Genomic DNA, 15,486 nt, shown 5'->3' with positions numbered 1-15,486 from the left:
TCCGACCTTCTCGTGCTCAGATGACACCGGTGAACGTCGCGACTTCCATCGCCGCGGCCTCGTTGACGCCGTCGCCGAGGATGGTGTAGCGGTCGCGGATGGTGTGGGCGGTCGTGAGCGCCTCGATGACCGTCTCGTCGTCGATGCCGAGTTCGGCCGCGGTCGTCGGCGCACCGATAGACTTCAGGGCGTCACGGATCGCACGCCACTGCCCGTTTTCGCCGGTGTGGAGGAACTCCGTCAGTATCGATCCGACGCCGACCTGGTGTCCGTGGAGCGCGGGCGAGTCGGCGATGCGGTCCAACTGATGCGAGAAGAGGTGTTCCGCGCCGGACGCGGGCCGCGAGGATCCTGCGATAGACATCGCCACGCCCGAGGAGACGAGTGCCTTCGAGACCACCCACGACGACTCCTCTAACCCCTGTTTGATCGAGTCGGCGTTGTCGACGAGCATCTCGGCGGTCATTTCCGAGAGCGCGCCCGCGTACTCACTGTACTCGACGTTCTTCAGACGGCGCGCCAGCCGCCAGTCTTTGACCGCGGTGTAGTTGGAGATGATGTCGGCACAGCCAGCGGTCGTGAGGTCCCACGGCGCGTTCGCCATAATCTCGGTGTCGGCGATGACCGCAAGTGGCGGGTCGGCCGCGACAGAGTGGCGCGTGTCGCCCTCGGGGATAGACGAGCGCCCGGAGACGATGCCGTCGTGACTGGCGGCGGTCGGCACCGAGACGAAGCCCAGCCCCAGTTCGTCGGCAGCCATCTTCGCGAGGTCGATGGGCTTGCCGCCCCCCAGCGCGACGAGGAACGTCGCTTCGGCGGCCTCGGCGGCCGCGACGATCTCGCCGACCGCCTCGAAACTCGCGCGGTCGACAGTGACGGTCTCCGCGCCGTCGAACTGCGCGCGTAAGCGGTCGCCCGCGAGGTCGTTCGGCGTCGGCGAGGTGACGAGCAGCGGCGTCCCGGCCAGCGACAACTCCGAGACGGCCTCGCCCGCCTCGTCGAGGACGCCGTGCCCGACGAGCACGTTCCGCGGGAGTTTGATCCACGTCGACTTCCCAAACATACCTGCCCGGTTCCGACCGGGACACAAAGGCGTTGTCGTGTTCCGCCCCGATCGCCGACACGTTCCGCCGTCTCCGCTTCGTGCGAACGTTCAAATCAGATGTCGACTCAGCCACGCCGATGCGATAACTACGGTCCCGACGCGAGCGTGGGTGTGCGACGGCACGCGTTGGGTGCAGAGTCGAGCGCGGTGGAGGTCGCTCTCGAGCGAGTCGTCGCCTGTCAGCCCACACCGAGCGACCGCCCCGCCGTGGTCACACGACCGGCGCGAGCGTCCGGGCGGCGTCGAACAGGAACGCGACGCCGAACCCCCCGAGCAACAGCGCAGACAGCGCCGCGACGACCGGCGCGAGCGCCTCCACGCGGCTCCGCGCGGCCACGAGTGCGCCCGGGAAGCCAGTCACCCACAGGCCGATGCCAGCGAAGAAGCCGACGACGAGCGTCGGGCTTCCCGTCTCGACGACGAGTTCCCCCGTCAGCGCCGCCACGTCTGCGGCGGCGAACACGTCGATGCGGCCGGGTTCGAGCAGTCCCACGCCGACGGTCAGCCAGAACAACACTTGGTACGGGTTCGCCAGCGCCAGCGCCAGCGCCTTGCGGAAGCCGGCAGACTCCTCGTCTGCGATGTCGGGGTCGACGCTGAGGAACGACCCACGGATCTCGCGGGCGGCGCCGTACGCGTAGTACAGCATCAGCACGCCGCCAATGCCGACCATCACACCGCGAACGACCGGCGCACGACCGAGGAAGCCGACCACGCCGACCAGCGAGAGGACGAAGAAGATCGCGTCGGCGGTGGCCGCCCCGAGGCCGGCACGGACGCCCGCGGTCCACCCGCGAAGGACGCTCTCTTCTGCGATCACCGCGTTCATCGGACCGGGCGGTGCGGCCAGCGCGAGGCCGAAGACGACGCCCGCGACCAGCGAACCGATGGTACTCACTACGTCGTCGCCAACACGGCTCAGACATTAAACGCCGCGTTCCGCGCCCGCTACACCAGCGACAGCACTGCCTGTGAGACGGTCCCGACGACCGTCTCCCAGACGGAGAACCCGACCGCCAGCGATAGGACCGTGTCGAGGCCGAAGAAGGCGAACAACGCCGCGCCAAAGAGGTGCGCGTTCCGCACGTCGAAGCGGTGGCTGAAGCGGTGGAACACGTACGCGTTCGCGATGCTCACCGGGATGATAGCGGCCATCTCGCCGACCCAGATAGCGGGCGTCGCACCGTACTGCGCGGCCAGTCCGATGGTGATGAGTTGCGTCTTGTCGCCGAACTCGCCGGCGGCCATCATCGAGAGGATCGAGAGGTACGACCCGACGGTGCCCGATATCTCGTAGCCGAACAGTTCGACCGACCCGTCGACGCTCGACAGCACCTGGCCGCCGTCGGTGGCCACGTGTGGCTCGGAGCCGGGAGCAGGAGTCGAGCGCAACAGCACCAGCGCGAACCCGATGAACATCGCCGCGGTGAACGCGTCGAGCACGGTCGCCGACACCGCCGACTGCAGCGCCGCACCGAACGTGATCTCCAGGGCCGTCCACCCGGCGAACGCGGTTCCCGCGGCCGCGACGACGACCACCGGCCGGTAGCGCGTCGACAATCCGGCGATGATGAACTGCACCTTCTCGCCGGGCAGCACCGCTAGCTGTGCGACCGCCGCGACGACGACGATCTCCCAGAACCCCGTCACGCCCCGCCGACACCCTCGTTCGTGGTCGTGTTGCGCTCACCCGTCGCTGGTCTGACGCGCACGGACGCCGCGATGGAGTCGGGGAGGCTCTGTTCGGCCACGTCGCCCTCGCCGTCCGGTTCGACCGCCACCGTCACCATCCCGAACGGTGCGACGTCACGCACCGTGACGGTTCGGCCGGGGACGATACCTGCGCGGTCGAGGTACTCGAGTTCCTCGTCGTCCCGGTCGCTGACCCGCGCGATGACGACGCGGTCGCCCACTTCGAACTCTGTGAGCGGCAGCGCCCCGTCGTCTGCCGGTGGCTGCAGGTCCGCACTTGGGATCGGGTCACCGTGCGGGTCGACGCTCGGGTCGCCCAGCACCGCCGCGACGCGGCGCTCGAACTCCTCGCTGATGTGGTGTTCGAGGGCGTCTGCCTCCTCGTGGACCTCGCTCCACGAGTAGTCGAGGTGCTCTGCGAGATACGCCTCCAGCAGTCGGTGATGTCGGAGGACTTCGAGCGCCACGGTACGACCCTCTTCGGTCAACTCCGCGCCCTTGTACTTCTCGCGTTCGACGAGGCCACGCTCCTCTAGCGTGTCGAGCATACTCGTCACGGTCGGCGGGGTCTTCCCCACTCGCTCGGCGATGGCCGACGTCGACACCGGCGGCCCGTCCTCCGACTGGAGCACGTAGATGGCCTTCAGGTAGTCCTCCATCACGTCGCTCAACATCTGATCGGGACGAATTAGACTCGTCTAACGGATATAGTCACCGGCTCAAATTGCAGTCGGAATCCGGACCCGGCGGGCGAGTCTCCGACTCAGATCCCTTTGCCCATCAGGTGGCTCCGGAGGACGTCAGGTGTCTTCACCCCGGAGTCGGGGTTGACGACGACGACCTCGTCGTCCTCGCCGAAGGCGTCGGCCTCCGCGAGTCGCCACGCGCCCGCGAGCGCAACACCGCCCGCGCCACCGACTTCGATGACTTCCGTCTGTGCGACCGTCACTGCGCTCTCGAGGGCGTCGTCGTCCTCGACGGTGAGGCTGTCGCCGTCGACCGCCCGCAGCGCCGACACCGCGAGGTCGCCGCCCGCCGGGTCCTCGATCTCCACCTCGCCGACGATGGTGTCGGGGCCGACCCACGCCTCGACCGAGTCCGCACCCGACTCGTGAGCGGTCGCGATGGGCGCACAGCCGGCGGCCTGCACGGCGTACACGTCGGGCACCTCGTCAGCGAGGCCCAACTCGGCGAGGTCTTGCAGACCTTCGACGACGCCGACGACGAGTTCGCCCGTGCTCGCGGGAACGACGACGGCGTCGGGAAGTGTCGACTCCGCTGCGTCGGTCGCGTCGAGCAGTTCGTACGCGAGCGTCTTCGCGCCGTCGTGACGGTACGGCGTCGTAAACTCCTGCAACGAGTGGTAGTCGGTAGCCAGTTGCTCGTCGACCGCGGCGGCGGCGTCGCCGTAGCGTCCGCCGACGACGCGCATCTCGCCGCCGTGGACGTTTACCATCGCCTTGTTCGAGAACGCTGTCCGCGAGGGGACAAACGAGTACGACCGCAGGTCTGCCCGCCCGGCGTAGGCGGCGGCCGACTGCCCGGCGTTGCCGGCGGCCGCCAACGCCAGCGGTTCCATCTCCCGGTCGGCCGCGGCGGTGACGGCGAGGCTCATCCCGCGGTCGACGAACGTGCCTGTCGGGTTGCGCCCCTCGTCTTTCACGTACGCCGCGGCGACGCCCAGTTCCTCGGCGAGGCGGTCGGTTCGCACGAGCGGTGTGTCTCCCTCGCCGGCCGTGAGCGCCGTCGACGCAGGGAACGGCAAGAGCGCGCCGAAGCGGTACTGTCCGGGGGCATCGTCGCCGCCGAACGCCTCGGCGTCGACCGCGTCCAGATCGTACTGCGGCGAGAGCGTCCCGCCGCAGTCGGGGCAGCGTCCGTGTTCGTCGACGCCGAACGACTCTCCGCAGTCGGTACACGCCAGTCCGTCGAACGCGTCCGTCGTCTGCATTCGTCTCCCGTTGGAACCGGCGGCGCAAGGATGTGCTGGTTCCGGTCGATGGGGTCGCAAGACGCGACCGGGTACGCCTTTGTGTCACCCGTCCCAAGCGCGGGTATGTCGGATACGCCGAACGTCGTCGTCGCGGGCGCGGGACTGGCGGGTCTCGTCGCCGCCCGCCACCTCGCAGACGCGGGCGCGGACGTCACCGTCTACGAGCGTCGACCCGAGGTCGGTGGTCGCGTCCGCTCGCGCGAGCGCGACGGATTCACCCTCGACCGGGGATTTCAGGTGTTGTTCACGGGTTACCCCGCCGTCAAGCGGGAACTCGACGTGGGTGAACTCGACCTGCGGCGCTTTCGCCCCGGCGCGGTCATCTGCTCGGGCGACGAGGGGACGCGGAGCGTTCTCTCGGACCCGCTTCGTGACCCGCGTGCGCTCGTGGAATCCGTGTTCAACCGTCGGGTGACGACGACGGACAAACTCCGCACGTTGGCGCTTCGCCAGGACCTGTCCCAGCGGTCGGAGTCGTGGTTCTTCTCCGGCAGCGACACCAGCATCCGCGAGTACCTCCGCGACTGGGGCTTCTCTGGGAAGTACATCGAGAACTTCGTCGCCCCCTTCTACGGCGGCATCACGCTCGACCGCTCGCTGTCCACGTCGAAACACGTCTTCGCGTACACCTTCCGCGCGCTCTCGAACGGCCAGATCGGTGTGCCTGCAGGCGGGATGGGCGCGATATCCGAGCAACTTCGCGCCAGCGCCGAGGCCGCGGGCGCGACCGTCGTCACGGGCGAGGGCGTCGAGGGCGTCGACCCTGCGGGCGACGGCGTCACCGTCGAGACGACCGACCGGGCGGTCGAGGCCGACGCCGCCATCGTCGCCACCGACCCGAAGGCAGCCCGCGACCTCACGGGGGTCGACGCGATCCCGACCGACGGGGTTCCCTCGACGACCCAGTACTACCGCCTGCCGGACGCGACGCCCGTCGAGACGGGCAAGAAGATCCTGCTCAACGCCGACGACCAATCGCCGAACGTGGTCGTCCCGCTGACCGACGTCGCGCCGGAGTACGCCCCCGACGGCCACCAGTTGCTGTGTGCGACGTTCCTCGGCGACGACGCCCGATTCCGCGACGCTGACGACCTCGCGAGCGACGCGCAGGCGGCGCTCGAATCGTGGTATCCCGAACGCAGTTTCGGCGGCCTCGAACCGATCCACACCGACCGAATCGAGTTCGCGCAGTTCGCGCAACCGCCGGGCGTCCACGAGACGCTCCCCGACGCGGCCGACCCCGCTGGAGCGGTGTACCTCGCGGGCGACTACACTGAGTGGTCGTCAATTCAGGGCGCGATGGAGAGCGGGCGCGTCGCCGCCGAGACGCTGTTGGCAGAGCGGTAGGCGGGCGAGCAGTCAGCGGTCCTCCACTCGCAAGCGCCGCTACTCCTCGCGCAAGAACGCGTCCTTCCCGTGTCGCTCGACTGCCGCGAGCAACGACTCCCGTTGGCGCTCCAGTTCCGCGGGCGTCTCGGCGTACACGTCCGCGAACATATCGGCGGGGTCACCCTCGAAGCGTTCCGCCTCGTCGATGACGGCGGCGACGCGGTCGTTCGCCTCCTCGCGAATTGCCTCGATGCGGTCGTCGTCCGCGAGTCCCTGTTTCCGGAGGAACGCCTCCATTCGCGGAAGCGGGTCCCACGCCCGCCACGGGTCGCCGTCAGCGTCGTCGCGGTAGGCGCTCGGGTCGTCGGCGGTCGTGTGCGCGCCGAAGCGGTACTCGACCGTCTCGATGAGTGTGGGGCGGAGGCTGTCGTCGGTGCCGTTGCGGGCCTGCTGGGCGGCCTCCTCGACTGCAGCGTACACCGCCAGCGGGTCCATTCCGTCGACGCGGACGCCCTCGAAGCCGTACGCCTCGGCCTTCTGCGCGAGCGTCGGACTCGCGGTCTGATCCTCGCGCGGGATGGAGATGGCCCACTGGTTGTTGTGACAGACGAACACGCTCGGCGTGTCGAACACCCCGGCGAAGTTGAGCGCCTCGTGGAAGTCGCCCTCCGAGGTGGCCCCGTCCCCGAAGTGGGCGCACGTGATCCGGTCTTCGTCGCGGTAGTCGAACGCCATCGCCGCGCCGACGGCGTGCGGGAGGTGCGCAGCGATGCCGATGTTCAGTGGGAACACGTCGATGTCGGCGAGGCCCGCCGTGCCCGACTCGTGGCCCATCCAGTAGGCGAGGTACTCCGCAGGGAAGCCGCGGGCGATGACCGCGCCGTGTTCGCGGTACTGGTAGAAGACGGGGTCGTCATCGCGCAGGGCGTGGGTTGCGGCGACGGAACTGGCCTCCTGTCCCTCGATGGCGGAGTACGTGCCGATGCGCCCCTGTCGCTGGAGGCTGACCGCTCGCTCGTCGAAACGGCGTGCGGTCACCATATCGCGGTAGATGGTGAGTAGGCGCTCGTCGGACAGGTCGGGCACGTCACCGACGACTGCGCCGTCCGGTCCGAGGACGCGCCGCACGTCGCCCATCGGGTCCACGGCTGTCTCGCTCGTCTCGGCGTCGGCGTCGCTCATAGACGTGGCTCACACGCGAGTACCGAAGTGATTGCGGCGGCGGCAAGGGGACCGCGACGGCGCTGAGAGTGGCGAAAGACTACGGCGTGATGACCGCACGCCCCTCGATTTCACCGTGTTCGAGGCGCTCGGCGACCGTGTTGATGTCTGCGAGGTCGTACCGACTCGTCCGTAGTTCGACCTCGCCGCGGTCGACGAGAGCGACGAGTTCCTGCAGTTCTGTGTAGCGCCCGACGAGCGTACCCTTGTAACTGAACTCGCCGTCGACGAGCGACTGCGACGGTTGGTGGACGTGCCCGCCGTAGCCGATGACGTGGTGGTCGCCACCAGCGGCGACGATGTCGGGCGCGAGCGCTGTCGTCTGGTCGGCGCCGACGAAGTCAAGGACTTGCTGTGCGCCCACGTCGTCGGTGAGGTCCGCGATGACGCTCGCGACGTCCTCGGTTCCGGGGTCGACGGTGTGGTGGGCGCCCAGATCCATCGCGAGGTGGCGGGCCGACTCCTTCAGGTCGAGGGCGACGATGTCGGCGGCGCTCATCGCGTCGAGACACTGGAGGCCGATGTGGCCGAGACCGCCGACGCCGATGACCACCGCGGTGTCGCCGGGGTTCAGTTCCCGGACGGCCTTCTTGGTCGCGTGGTAGGCGGTGATGCCGGCGTCGGCGTGGGGCGCGATGTCGGTCGTGTCCACATCGCTAGGGAGGGGGATGACCGCTCGCTCGTTCGTGTGGAGGAACTCCGCGAAGCCGCCGTCGTGCGTGAGGCCCGGGAAGCGGACGTTCTCGCAGTACATGTCCTCGCCCTGTCGACACGGCCGGCAGGTGCCACACGTCATCACGGGATGGCAGATGACGCTATCGCCCACACCGACGGTCTGTACCTCCGATCCGACTTCGACGACGGTGCCGGCGTTCTCGTGACCGAGTGTGAGCGGGAGTTCCTGCGGGACGTAGTCGGTCCACATTCCCTCGATAATGTGGTTGTCCGTCTGGCACCATCCCGCGCCCTCGACCTCGACGATGACGTCGTCGGACGCCTCGACGGTCGGCCGGTCGACGTCGTCGATGGTGAGCGCGTTCGCCATATCGTCGGTGTACGAGTGGAGTCTGGCTGCTCGCATGTGGTTACTGCTACCACACCGAACTTATAAAAATTCCTATCGTTACAAGAACATACAAAGTATCACATAATCGACTATGGTGTTTATTATCTGTCAGCCGTGGTAACACATCACAGATGTACGTGACAGACGAGGGAGAGGAGATATTCGTCATCGACTCGCACCTGCACCTGTGGGACGCGAGCGAGGAGAACATCACACACGAGGGTGGTGAGCAGTTCATCCAGTGCTTCTACGACTACCACACCGGGTTCACGCCCGAGGACAAACAGTGGGGGCTCGACGAGTACCGCAAGTACGGGGCCGATCGGATGGCTGACGACCTGTTCGGCAACGCCGCGGTCGACATGGGCATCTTCCAGCCGACGTACCTCCGCGACTTCTACGCGGACGGCTTCAACACCATCGAGGACAACGCCGAACTCGCACAGCGGTACCCCGAGCGGTTCGTCCTCAACGGACGGTTCGACCCGCGTGACGGCGAGGCGGGGATGGAGGAACTCGAACGACAGAAGGAGGAGTACGACATCCAGGGCGTGAAACTGTACACCGCCGAGTGGAACGGCGACTCGAAGGGGTGGCGCCTCGACTCACAGGAGTCGTTCGAGTTCTTGGAGAAGTGTTCGGAACTCGGCATCGAGAACATCCACCCGCACAAGGGGCCGACCATCCGCCCGCTCAACCGGGACGCCTTCGACGTCGCCGACGTCGACGACGCGGCCACCTCGTTCCCCGAACTGAACTTCGTCGTCGAACACGTCGGCCTGCCGCGACTCGACGACTTCTGCTGGATCGCCGCGCAGGAACCCAACGTCTACGGCGGCCTCGCGGTCGCCGCGCCGCTGGCGGTCCACCGCCCGCGGAAGTTCGGCGAGATTATGGGTGAACTCCTGTTCTGGCTCGGTGAGGACCGCCTGCTGTTCGGGTCGGACTACGCGCTGTGGAACCCCGACTGGCTCGTGGAGACGTTTATGGACGCCGAACTCACCGACGAGCAGAAAGACGAGTACGGCGTCGAGTTCGGGCTCGACACCAAACGGAAGATCCTCGGCGAGAACGCCGCGGAACTGTACGACATCGACATCGAGGCGAAGAAAGAGCAGTTCCGAACGGACGGCGTCACCGAGGACTTCGGTCTCGGCGACCACTACGCCGGCGGCACGAGTGCCACGCCGGCGGACGACTGATGGCGTCGGACCCGCAGCCTTCAGGGGAGTCGTCCGCCCGGGCTGAGTCGACGTCCGCGTCGACGACCGTCGACGCGGTCCGCGAGCGACTCGACCGCGTCACCGACCCCGAACTGGACACGTCCATCGTCGAACTCGACTACGTCGAGGAGATCAGGATCGACGACGGCGAGGTGTTCGTCGCGTTCACGCTCCCGACGGCGTGGTGTTCCCCGGCGTTCGCCTGGATGATGGCCGCCGACGCTCGCGACCAAGTGGAGTCGCTCCCGGGCGTCGACCGCGCAGAGATCGACCTCCGCGAGCACATGCACGAACGCGAGATCAACCGCGGGATCAACGAGGGCCTCCCCTTCGGCGAGGCGTTCCCCGACGCCGACGGCGACGTGGTGCCGGTCCGGGCGGAACTCGACCGGAAGGCACGGATCGCCCGTCAACACGACGCCACCGGGGCGCTCCTCGACGCCGGCCTCTCCGGCGATCAGATCGTCGCGCTCACCGACGACGACGTGGCGTGGCCAGACCGCGATCCTCTCGGCGCCACCGGCGACGACGATGACGACGACCGCCTCACAGTGTGGGTTCCAGATGGGTCGCTCGCGGTGCGCGTCGACGCAGACCCGCTGGTCCGCTACCGCGAGAAAGCGGCCGTGACGGGAGTCGTCGATGACGACCACCCAGAACTGTGCCGCACGCCCGAGGGAGAACCGATCGACGCCGGCGAGTTCGAACTGGTCAGACAGCGAACTCGTCTCGCCGGTGTCAACATGGGTGGCCAAGGAACGGTGTGTGACGCGCTCAACGACGCGCGCCACGCAGCGGACCGCCCCCCACTGTCGATGCGCGAGGGGGGCCCGGTCGTGCCCGACGAATCGGACCGCGCCGACGCCGACTGATCAGAACCCGATCAGGCCGTCGGGTCCCGGCGGCGGCCCGCTCGAAGACCCACCGCGGTCGCCGTCGCCCTCGTCCCCCGGTTCGCCGTGCCCCTCTTTCGCCAGTCCGTAGCGCCCGCGGCCGGCGAAGTCGGCGGCGCTCCACCCGCACTCGGGGCACTCCCCGTCGCTGTGGTCGAACTCCTCGCCGCAGCCGAGGCACTCGTTGATCGCGGCCATTGCTATCGTTTGACGCACACGAGGGCAAAAGCGTTGCTCGCCTCACAGCAACCGACGGAACTCGCCAAGCGGTGGGAACTCCAGCGGGTCGGCGACAGCGGCTGCCGAGTCGTGGTCCTCGTTGGCGGCGTCCGTCTGCGACCGTGCGAGGATCGGTCGGAGTGCGTCAGCGTCGGTGACGAACGGCGACTGGAAGTCGCGGGCGTACATTCCGTTCACCTCGACACCGGCGGCGAGTCGGGAGAACGCCGGGAGCATCAACACGTCCGCGCCGCGATACGCACGCTCGGCGTACAGGAAACACGGGCGTCTGCTCCCCTCGATGGAGATGGTCGGGTGATCGTGACCGACGACGTACAGCCCCGCAGTCTCGTCGTCGGGCGGCGCCTCGTGTCCGTGGCGGACGACGACGGGCGACCCGCGCACGCGGGCGTCAAGTTCGTACGCGTCGTGGACGTCACCGTCCCACACGTCGCCGAGGACGGTGTCGTGGTTCCCGCGGACGAGGACGGGTCGCGCTCCCGCGTCGCGACAGGCGTCGACGACGCCCGCCAGCGACCGCTCGCTCGCGACCGACGCGTGGGTGAACCGGTGGAGCACGTCGCCTGCGAGGACCATCTCGCTCGGCTCGAAACGCGTCAAGAGCGCCTCGACGCGCCCGGTGAGGTCGCCCGCCTCGCCCAGCGGATACTCCACGTCGGACGCCTCCGCGCGGCCGATGTGGAGGTCCGCGACGACGAGCGTGTCGGCGTCTCGGAGGTAGACGCCGCGGTCGTGGAAGCCGGTGTTCAGCACGCACGACCGTATCGACCGCCCGGACATAGCCCTGTTGCAGCGGCGGTCGGCGTCGGCAGTGGTGGGCGTAACTACTTCGGGTCGGAGGAGAGAGAGGGGGCCATGCACGTCGCAGTCATCGGCGCGTACGGCAGCGCCGGCGTCGCCGCCGCGGAGCGACTCGCCGACCATACCGACCCCGCGGACCCCGACGCGCCACTCGATCGGCTCACGCTCGTCGACGACGGCGAACCAGGCGGCGGCCTCTGTATCCTCCGCGGCTGTATGCCCTCGAAAGAGGTGCTGTCGGCGGCGGCCCACCGCTATCAGGCCCGCCACGACGACCGCCTCGTCGGCGACGTTCCCGACCTCGACCTCGACCGCGTCGTCGACCGGAAGGACGAACACGTCACCTCGTTTGCGGCCCACCGCCGCGCCGCAGTCAACTCCATCGCGGATGGTGCTGGCGTCGAGTTTCGCCACGAGACGGCGCGATTCGTCGGTCCGCACGAACTGGCGCTGTCCGGTGGCGAGACGCTCGCTCCCGACTACGTCGTCGTCGCCACCGGGTCGACGCTGAACGTTCCCGACCTCCCCGGCATCGACGACGTGGACTGGTACGACAGCGCGGACGTCCTCGACGCACGAACCCTGCCCGACTCGGGCGTGGTGATGGGATTCGGCTACGTCGGCATCGAACTCGTCGCGTACCTCGCGGAGGCGGGCGTCGACCTCACCGTGATCGAACACGACGAGCGACCGCTGGACGACGCGCCCGCCGCTTTCGGTGACGACCTCCTCGACTGCTACCGGGAGGAGTTCGACATCGAGATACTCTCCGAGACGTACGAGGAGTCGGTCGAGACGACGGCTGACGGCGGTGTCCGGCTCCACACCGACCGCGATGACGACCGGGCGAGCGTCGACGCCGACGCGCTGTTTCTGTTCACCGGCCGTCGTCCGAACGTCGACGGTCTCGCCCTGGACGCGACGGCGCTCTCGCCGGGCGATGGCTGGGTCGACGCGACGATGCGTGCCGTCGACGACGACACGGGGAACACGTTCGTCGTCGGCGACGCCAACGGTCGGACGCCGCTCTTGCACATCGCCAAAGAGCAGGGCCACCTCGCAGCGGAGAACCTCCTCGCGGACCTCGCGGGCGACGACCTCGCGGAGTACGACCCTATCACTCACGAGGTGATGTTCTCCGGCGCGGCGGTGTACCCGTACGCTCGCGTGGGCCACACCGCCGACTCCGCTCGTGACGCGGGATACGAGGTGGTCGAGGTCGAACGCGAGGCGAGTTCCGACGGCGTGTTCAAGACGAAAGCCGCCGCACGGGGGCGGGCCCGCCTCGTCGTCGACGCCGAGGGTGGGACGGTGCTCGGCTACGTCGGCTTCCACCTTCACGCCGACGTGATGGCGAAGACGATGCAAGTGCTCGTCGAGCGAGGTGCCGACGTGCGCGAGGTGCCCGACCGCGCGTACCACCCGACGACACCGGAGATACTCGACGGCCTGTTCCGCGACGCGAGCGGTCGACTCGACGGGTGAGCGGGTCAGTCGTCGCTGTCGAGTGAACCGGTGGACCGGTCGGCGTCTCCAGACTCTGACTTGGTGAACGAGTCGGGGGTGAGGCTGTCGACGTCCGTCTGACGGACGACGAAGAACGCTGCGACGAGCACCGCGAGGAGGATGGAGAACGCTCCGGCGGCGACGAACGCGCTCTCGATGTCGGGGTACTCGCCCGGACGGAAGGAGATGACCTTCCGCGTGATGGCGATGAGCGCCGCGCTGATGACGATGCGGACGACGGGTTCGTTGCGCGAGAAGGCGACGACCGTCTGGTGTATCTCGACGATGATGAGGAGGACGAGGACGGTGTCGATGATGTCGATGACCTGGTTCGGGTCGGTGAACTGCCCGCTTCTCAGGAGCTCCCACAGCACCAACAGGAGGTCCAGAAAGCCGATGGCGAACAGCACCATCAGGAAGTACGCCGTCCCCACTTCGAGCAGTTTCATCCCCTGTTCGGAGGGCTCGACGGCGTCTTCGATCTGCACACCAGACGATCGGTTGACAGGTCCAAAACCCTATGGGCCGTCGCGGAGCGACACGGGCTTGTCTCCTCGCCTCCTCGCGACTGATATGGACGGCAGCGACGACTCAGTCGACCCCTGGAGCGACGGCGCGGACGACGACTGGGTCGCGGAGGCGACCGAGTCCGACGACGGCGCGTCGACGGCCACCGCGGACGCCGGGAGGGCGGAGTCGGCGACCGCTCCCGACCCAGTAACCGAGACGGACTCGTCGGAACCGGCCTCCCTCGGCCCCCGCCACTACCGCGTCCTCGACGTCGGCCCGGAGGAACTGGTGTTCGTCGACCTCGACACGCCCGACCCCGGCCCGGGTCCAGGACCAGACGAGGGGTTCGAACCGGTTCGCGTCGCGGTCCCCGACGAAGCCGCCGCCACCGGCGACGCCGTCTCCCGGCTGGAGCCAGGATACGTCGTCACCGCGAGTCTCCGGTGGCCCGACGCCGACGACGCCGACGACGCCGACGAAGAATCGACGCCGCTGGCTCGCGTGGAGTCGCTGTCGGTCGACCGCGAGAGCAGGTACTGGTTCGTCGACGGCGTCGACCCGATGTTCGAGGCCGCCCGCGAGACGTGGGAGTCGACCCGTGCCGACGGCGAGGGGATGGGATCGCGCGTCACGCGCGACACCGACGGCGAACCCAACGGTGCGCTGTACGTGTTCGCCGAGGCGGGCGCACGCGACCTTCTGGGGGAGTTCCAGTCGGGGACGACGCCGCTGGAACCGCTCGTCGACCGGGTGAACGAGGACCTCGGAGACGACGACCCGCGGGCAGTGTTCGTCCTCCGGCCGGCGAGCGGCGGCTACGTCGCCGTCTACATCGCCTTCGCGGTCGATGGCCTCCTCGCGCGGACGGTCCGCGACACCTACTGCTGAGCGGGTCGACGGCCGGCCGCGCTCACAGCCAGTCTGCTGACGGATCGACGAGGCCCTTCGGCGTGTCCTCGCCGAACGCCCGCGCGATGTCGCGAGCGAGTGCGTCGTTCAGGTCGCGCTTCGCCGCCTCGGAGAACCACCCGGCGTGTGGGGTCACCAGCGTATCGTCCCGGTCGAACAGCGGGTGGTCCGACGACGGTGGCTCCGTCTCCAAGACGTCCAGCCCCGCCGCGGCAATTTCGCCGTCCTCCAGCGCCGCGAGGAGGTCGTCCTCGTCGACGACACCACCCCGCCCCGTGTTGACGACGACCGCGTGCGTCGGCAGACTGGTGAACGTGTCTGCGTCGATCATTCCACGGGTATCCTCGGTCAGCGGCGCGTGAACCGACAGGTGATCCGCGCGTCGACACAGCGCCTCGAACGACACCGACTCCGCACCGTGGTCGTGGATCACGTCGTCGTCGACGTACGGGTCGTGGACGACGACGTTGTCGACCGACGGCGTGATGAGGTCGGTGAACCGCTGTGCGATAGGGCCGAACGAGACGACGCCGACGGTACACTCGGCGAGGCGTTCGATGGGGTACGGTGGCTGCCAGTCCCACGCCTCGCGTGCGCGGTCGGCGTACGCTGGGATGCCCCGCGCCAGCGACGTGAGCAGACCAACCGCGTGGTCGGCCACCTCGTCGAGACAGTACTCCGGGACGTGGACCACTTGGACGCCGTTGTCGGCGGCCGCCGCCACGTCGATTCCGTCGAGACCGACCGCACCCCGCGCGAGCACGGTCAGATCGAGCGACTCGATGACGGACTCCGGAACCGTCGCGTGGACGTTCACCACGAGGGCGTCCGCGTCGGCGGCGTTGGCCTCGATGGCGTCCGGCGTCGAGCAGTCGGCCGTCTCGACGCGGCAACCGAGTACCTCGCGCAGTCGGTCGGCATCGTATCTCGGGTCGTCTGCGACGACGACCAGTCGGTCCTCGACGCTCACGGCATCACCTCACACATACTCCGATCGT

16 protein-coding genes are annotated in these 15,486 nt (G+C 68.4%); 5 read left to right on the top strand and 11 right to left on the bottom strand.

What is annotated here, in order from left to right; translation table 11 throughout:
- Window positions 1-16: 16 nt before the first annotated feature.
- The 5 genes from P0D77_RS14125 to P0D77_RS14105 form a co-directional block, all read right to left on the bottom strand.
- Window positions 17-1,063 (bottom strand): NAD(P)-dependent glycerol-1-phosphate dehydrogenase, encoded by a 1,047-nt coding sequence (locus P0D77_RS14125; RefSeq protein ID WP_277553742.1) that lies wholly within the window; start codon window positions 1,061-1,063, stop codon window positions 17-19.
- 253 nt (window positions 1,064-1,316) lie between these two features.
- The gene (locus P0D77_RS14120; RefSeq protein ID WP_277553740.1) at window positions 1,317-2,003 is read right to left on the bottom strand and encodes a LysE family transporter; all 687 of its coding nucleotides are present in this window, start codon (window positions 2,001-2,003) and stop codon (window positions 1,317-1,319) included.
- Window positions 2,004-2,053: 50 nt separating this feature from the next.
- Window positions 2,054-2,755: a TMEM165/GDT1 family protein gene (locus P0D77_RS14115; RefSeq protein WP_277553739.1), complete on the bottom strand. Its 702-nt coding sequence runs from the start codon at window positions 2,753-2,755 to the stop codon at window positions 2,054-2,056.
- On the bottom strand, window positions 2,752-3,471 hold the full coding sequence (locus P0D77_RS14110) for a metal-dependent transcriptional regulator (protein ID WP_277553738.1): 720 nt from the start codon (window positions 3,469-3,471) through the stop codon (window positions 2,752-2,754). Before P0D77_RS14110 ends, P0D77_RS14115 begins: the two co-directional genes overlap by 4 nt.
- 89 nt (window positions 3,472-3,560) lie before the next feature.
- Window positions 3,561-4,748: a threonine synthase gene (locus P0D77_RS14105; RefSeq protein ID WP_277553737.1), complete on the bottom strand. Its 1,188-nt coding sequence runs from the start codon at window positions 4,746-4,748 to the stop codon at window positions 3,561-3,563.
- 105 nt (window positions 4,749-4,853) lie between these two features.
- Here P0D77_RS14105 and P0D77_RS14100 point away from each other — a divergent pair, with 105 nt between their 5' ends.
- Complete coding sequence (locus P0D77_RS14100; protein WP_277553736.1) at window positions 4,854-6,137, top strand: NAD(P)/FAD-dependent oxidoreductase; 1,284 nt, start codon at window positions 4,854-4,856, stop codon at window positions 6,135-6,137.
- Window positions 6,138-6,176: 39 nt separating this feature from the next.
- On the opposite strand, the gene P0D77_RS14095 is transcribed toward P0D77_RS14100, so the two are convergent.
- Window positions 6,177-7,301, bottom strand: a complete 1,125-nt coding sequence (locus tag P0D77_RS14095; RefSeq protein WP_277553735.1) for a thiamine pyrophosphate-dependent enzyme — start codon at window positions 7,299-7,301, stop codon at window positions 6,177-6,179.
- 79 nt (window positions 7,302-7,380) lie between these two features.
- Window positions 7,381-8,421, bottom strand: a complete 1,041-nt coding sequence (locus P0D77_RS14090) for an NAD(P)-dependent alcohol dehydrogenase (protein ID WP_277553734.1) — start codon at window positions 8,419-8,421, stop codon at window positions 7,381-7,383.
- Between the two features lie 116 nt (window positions 8,422-8,537).
- On the opposite strand from P0D77_RS14090, the gene P0D77_RS14085 reads away from it, so the two are divergent.
- Both P0D77_RS14085 and P0D77_RS14080 read left to right on the top strand, forming a co-directional pair.
- Complete coding sequence (locus P0D77_RS14085; RefSeq protein WP_277553733.1) at window positions 8,538-9,608, top strand: amidohydrolase family protein; 1,071 nt, start codon at window positions 8,538-8,540, stop codon at window positions 9,606-9,608.
- The gene (locus tag P0D77_RS14080) at window positions 9,608-10,501 is read left to right on the top strand and encodes a metal-sulfur cluster assembly factor (RefSeq protein WP_277553732.1); all 894 of its coding nucleotides are present in this window, start codon (window positions 9,608-9,610) and stop codon (window positions 10,499-10,501) included. The genes P0D77_RS14085 and P0D77_RS14080 overlap by 1 nt, the downstream gene beginning before the upstream one ends.
- Here the strand turns inward: P0D77_RS14080 and P0D77_RS14075 are convergent, their stop codons facing one another.
- Together P0D77_RS14075 and P0D77_RS14070 are read right to left on the bottom strand one after the other, a co-directional pair.
- A complete protein-coding gene (locus tag P0D77_RS14075; protein ID WP_277553731.1) occupies window positions 10,502-10,720 on the bottom strand; it encodes a hypothetical protein in 219 nt (72 codons plus the stop codon). It abuts the gene before it with no gap.
- A 42-nt stretch (window positions 10,721-10,762) separates the two neighbouring features.
- Window positions 10,763-11,515, bottom strand: a complete 753-nt coding sequence (locus P0D77_RS14070; RefSeq protein WP_432764814.1) for a metallophosphoesterase — start codon at window positions 11,513-11,515, stop codon at window positions 10,763-10,765.
- Window positions 11,516-11,617: 102 nt separating this feature from the next.
- On the opposite strand from P0D77_RS14070, the gene P0D77_RS14065 reads away from it, so the two are divergent.
- Entirely contained in the window at window positions 11,618-13,048 is a 1,431-nt protein-coding gene (locus P0D77_RS14065) for a dihydrolipoyl dehydrogenase family protein (RefSeq protein WP_277553729.1), read from the top strand.
- A 5-nt stretch (window positions 13,049-13,053) separates the two neighbouring features.
- Here P0D77_RS14065 and P0D77_RS14060 read toward each other — a convergent pair whose 3' ends face one another.
- Window positions 13,054-13,557: a phosphate-starvation-inducible PsiE family protein gene (locus P0D77_RS14060; protein WP_277553728.1), complete on the bottom strand. Its 504-nt coding sequence runs from the start codon at window positions 13,555-13,557 to the stop codon at window positions 13,054-13,056.
- A gap of 85 nt (window positions 13,558-13,642) precedes the next feature.
- On the opposite strand from P0D77_RS14060, the gene P0D77_RS14055 reads away from it, so the two are divergent.
- Window positions 13,643-14,467 (top strand): DUF6663 family protein, encoded by an 825-nt coding sequence (locus P0D77_RS14055; protein WP_277553727.1) that lies wholly within the window; start codon window positions 13,643-13,645, stop codon window positions 14,465-14,467.
- A gap of 22 nt (window positions 14,468-14,489) precedes the next feature.
- Here P0D77_RS14055 and P0D77_RS14050 read toward each other — a convergent pair whose 3' ends face one another.
- Entirely contained in the window at window positions 14,490-15,458 is a 969-nt protein-coding gene (locus P0D77_RS14050; RefSeq protein ID WP_277553726.1) for a C-terminal binding protein, read from the bottom strand.
- Window positions 15,459-15,486: the final 28 nt, after the last annotated feature.

The sequence above is a fragment of the Halobaculum limi genome (genome assembly GCF_029490015.1).
Taxonomy (GTDB): domain Archaea; phylum Halobacteriota; class Halobacteria; order Halobacteriales; family Haloferacaceae; genus Halobaculum; species Halobaculum limi.
Note: the sequence above shows the minus strand (reverse complement) of the source record. Positions and strands in the feature narration are given on the sequence as shown.

Bases quoted from the DNA above. Each gene is read 5' to 3' on its own strand.
- P0D77_RS14105 (WP_277553737.1), bottom strand. From the start codon at position 4,748: ATGCAGACGACGGACGCGTTCGACGGACTGGCGTGTACCGACTGCGGA.
- P0D77_RS14090 (WP_277553734.1), bottom strand. From the start codon at position 8,421: ATGCGAGCAGCCAGACTCCACTCGTACACCGACGATATGGCGAACGCG.
- P0D77_RS14100 (WP_277553736.1), top strand. From the start codon at position 4,854: ATGTCGGATACGCCGAACGTCGTCGTCGCGGGCGCGGGACTGGCGGGT.
- P0D77_RS14085 (WP_277553733.1), top strand. From the start codon at position 8,538: ATGTACGTGACAGACGAGGGAGAGGAGATATTCGTCATCGACTCGCAC.
- P0D77_RS14075 (WP_277553731.1), bottom strand. From the start codon at position 10,720: ATGGCCGCGATCAACGAGTGCCTCGGCTGCGGCGAGGAGTTCGACCAC.
- P0D77_RS14080 (WP_277553732.1), top strand. From the start codon at position 9,608: ATGGCGTCGGACCCGCAGCCTTCAGGGGAGTCGTCCGCCCGGGCTGAG.
- P0D77_RS14125 (WP_277553742.1), bottom strand. From the start codon at position 1,063: ATGTTTGGGAAGTCGACGTGGATCAAACTCCCGCGGAACGTGCTCGTC.
- P0D77_RS14065 (WP_277553729.1), top strand. From the start codon at position 11,618: ATGCACGTCGCAGTCATCGGCGCGTACGGCAGCGCCGGCGTCGCCGCC.
- P0D77_RS14095 (WP_277553735.1), bottom strand. From the start codon at position 7,301: ATGAGCGACGCCGACGCCGAGACGAGCGAGACAGCCGTGGACCCGATG.
- P0D77_RS14110 (WP_277553738.1), bottom strand. From the start codon at position 3,471: ATGTTGAGCGACGTGATGGAGGACTACCTGAAGGCCATCTACGTGCTC.
- P0D77_RS14055 (WP_277553727.1), top strand. From the start codon at position 13,643: ATGGACGGCAGCGACGACTCAGTCGACCCCTGGAGCGACGGCGCGGAC.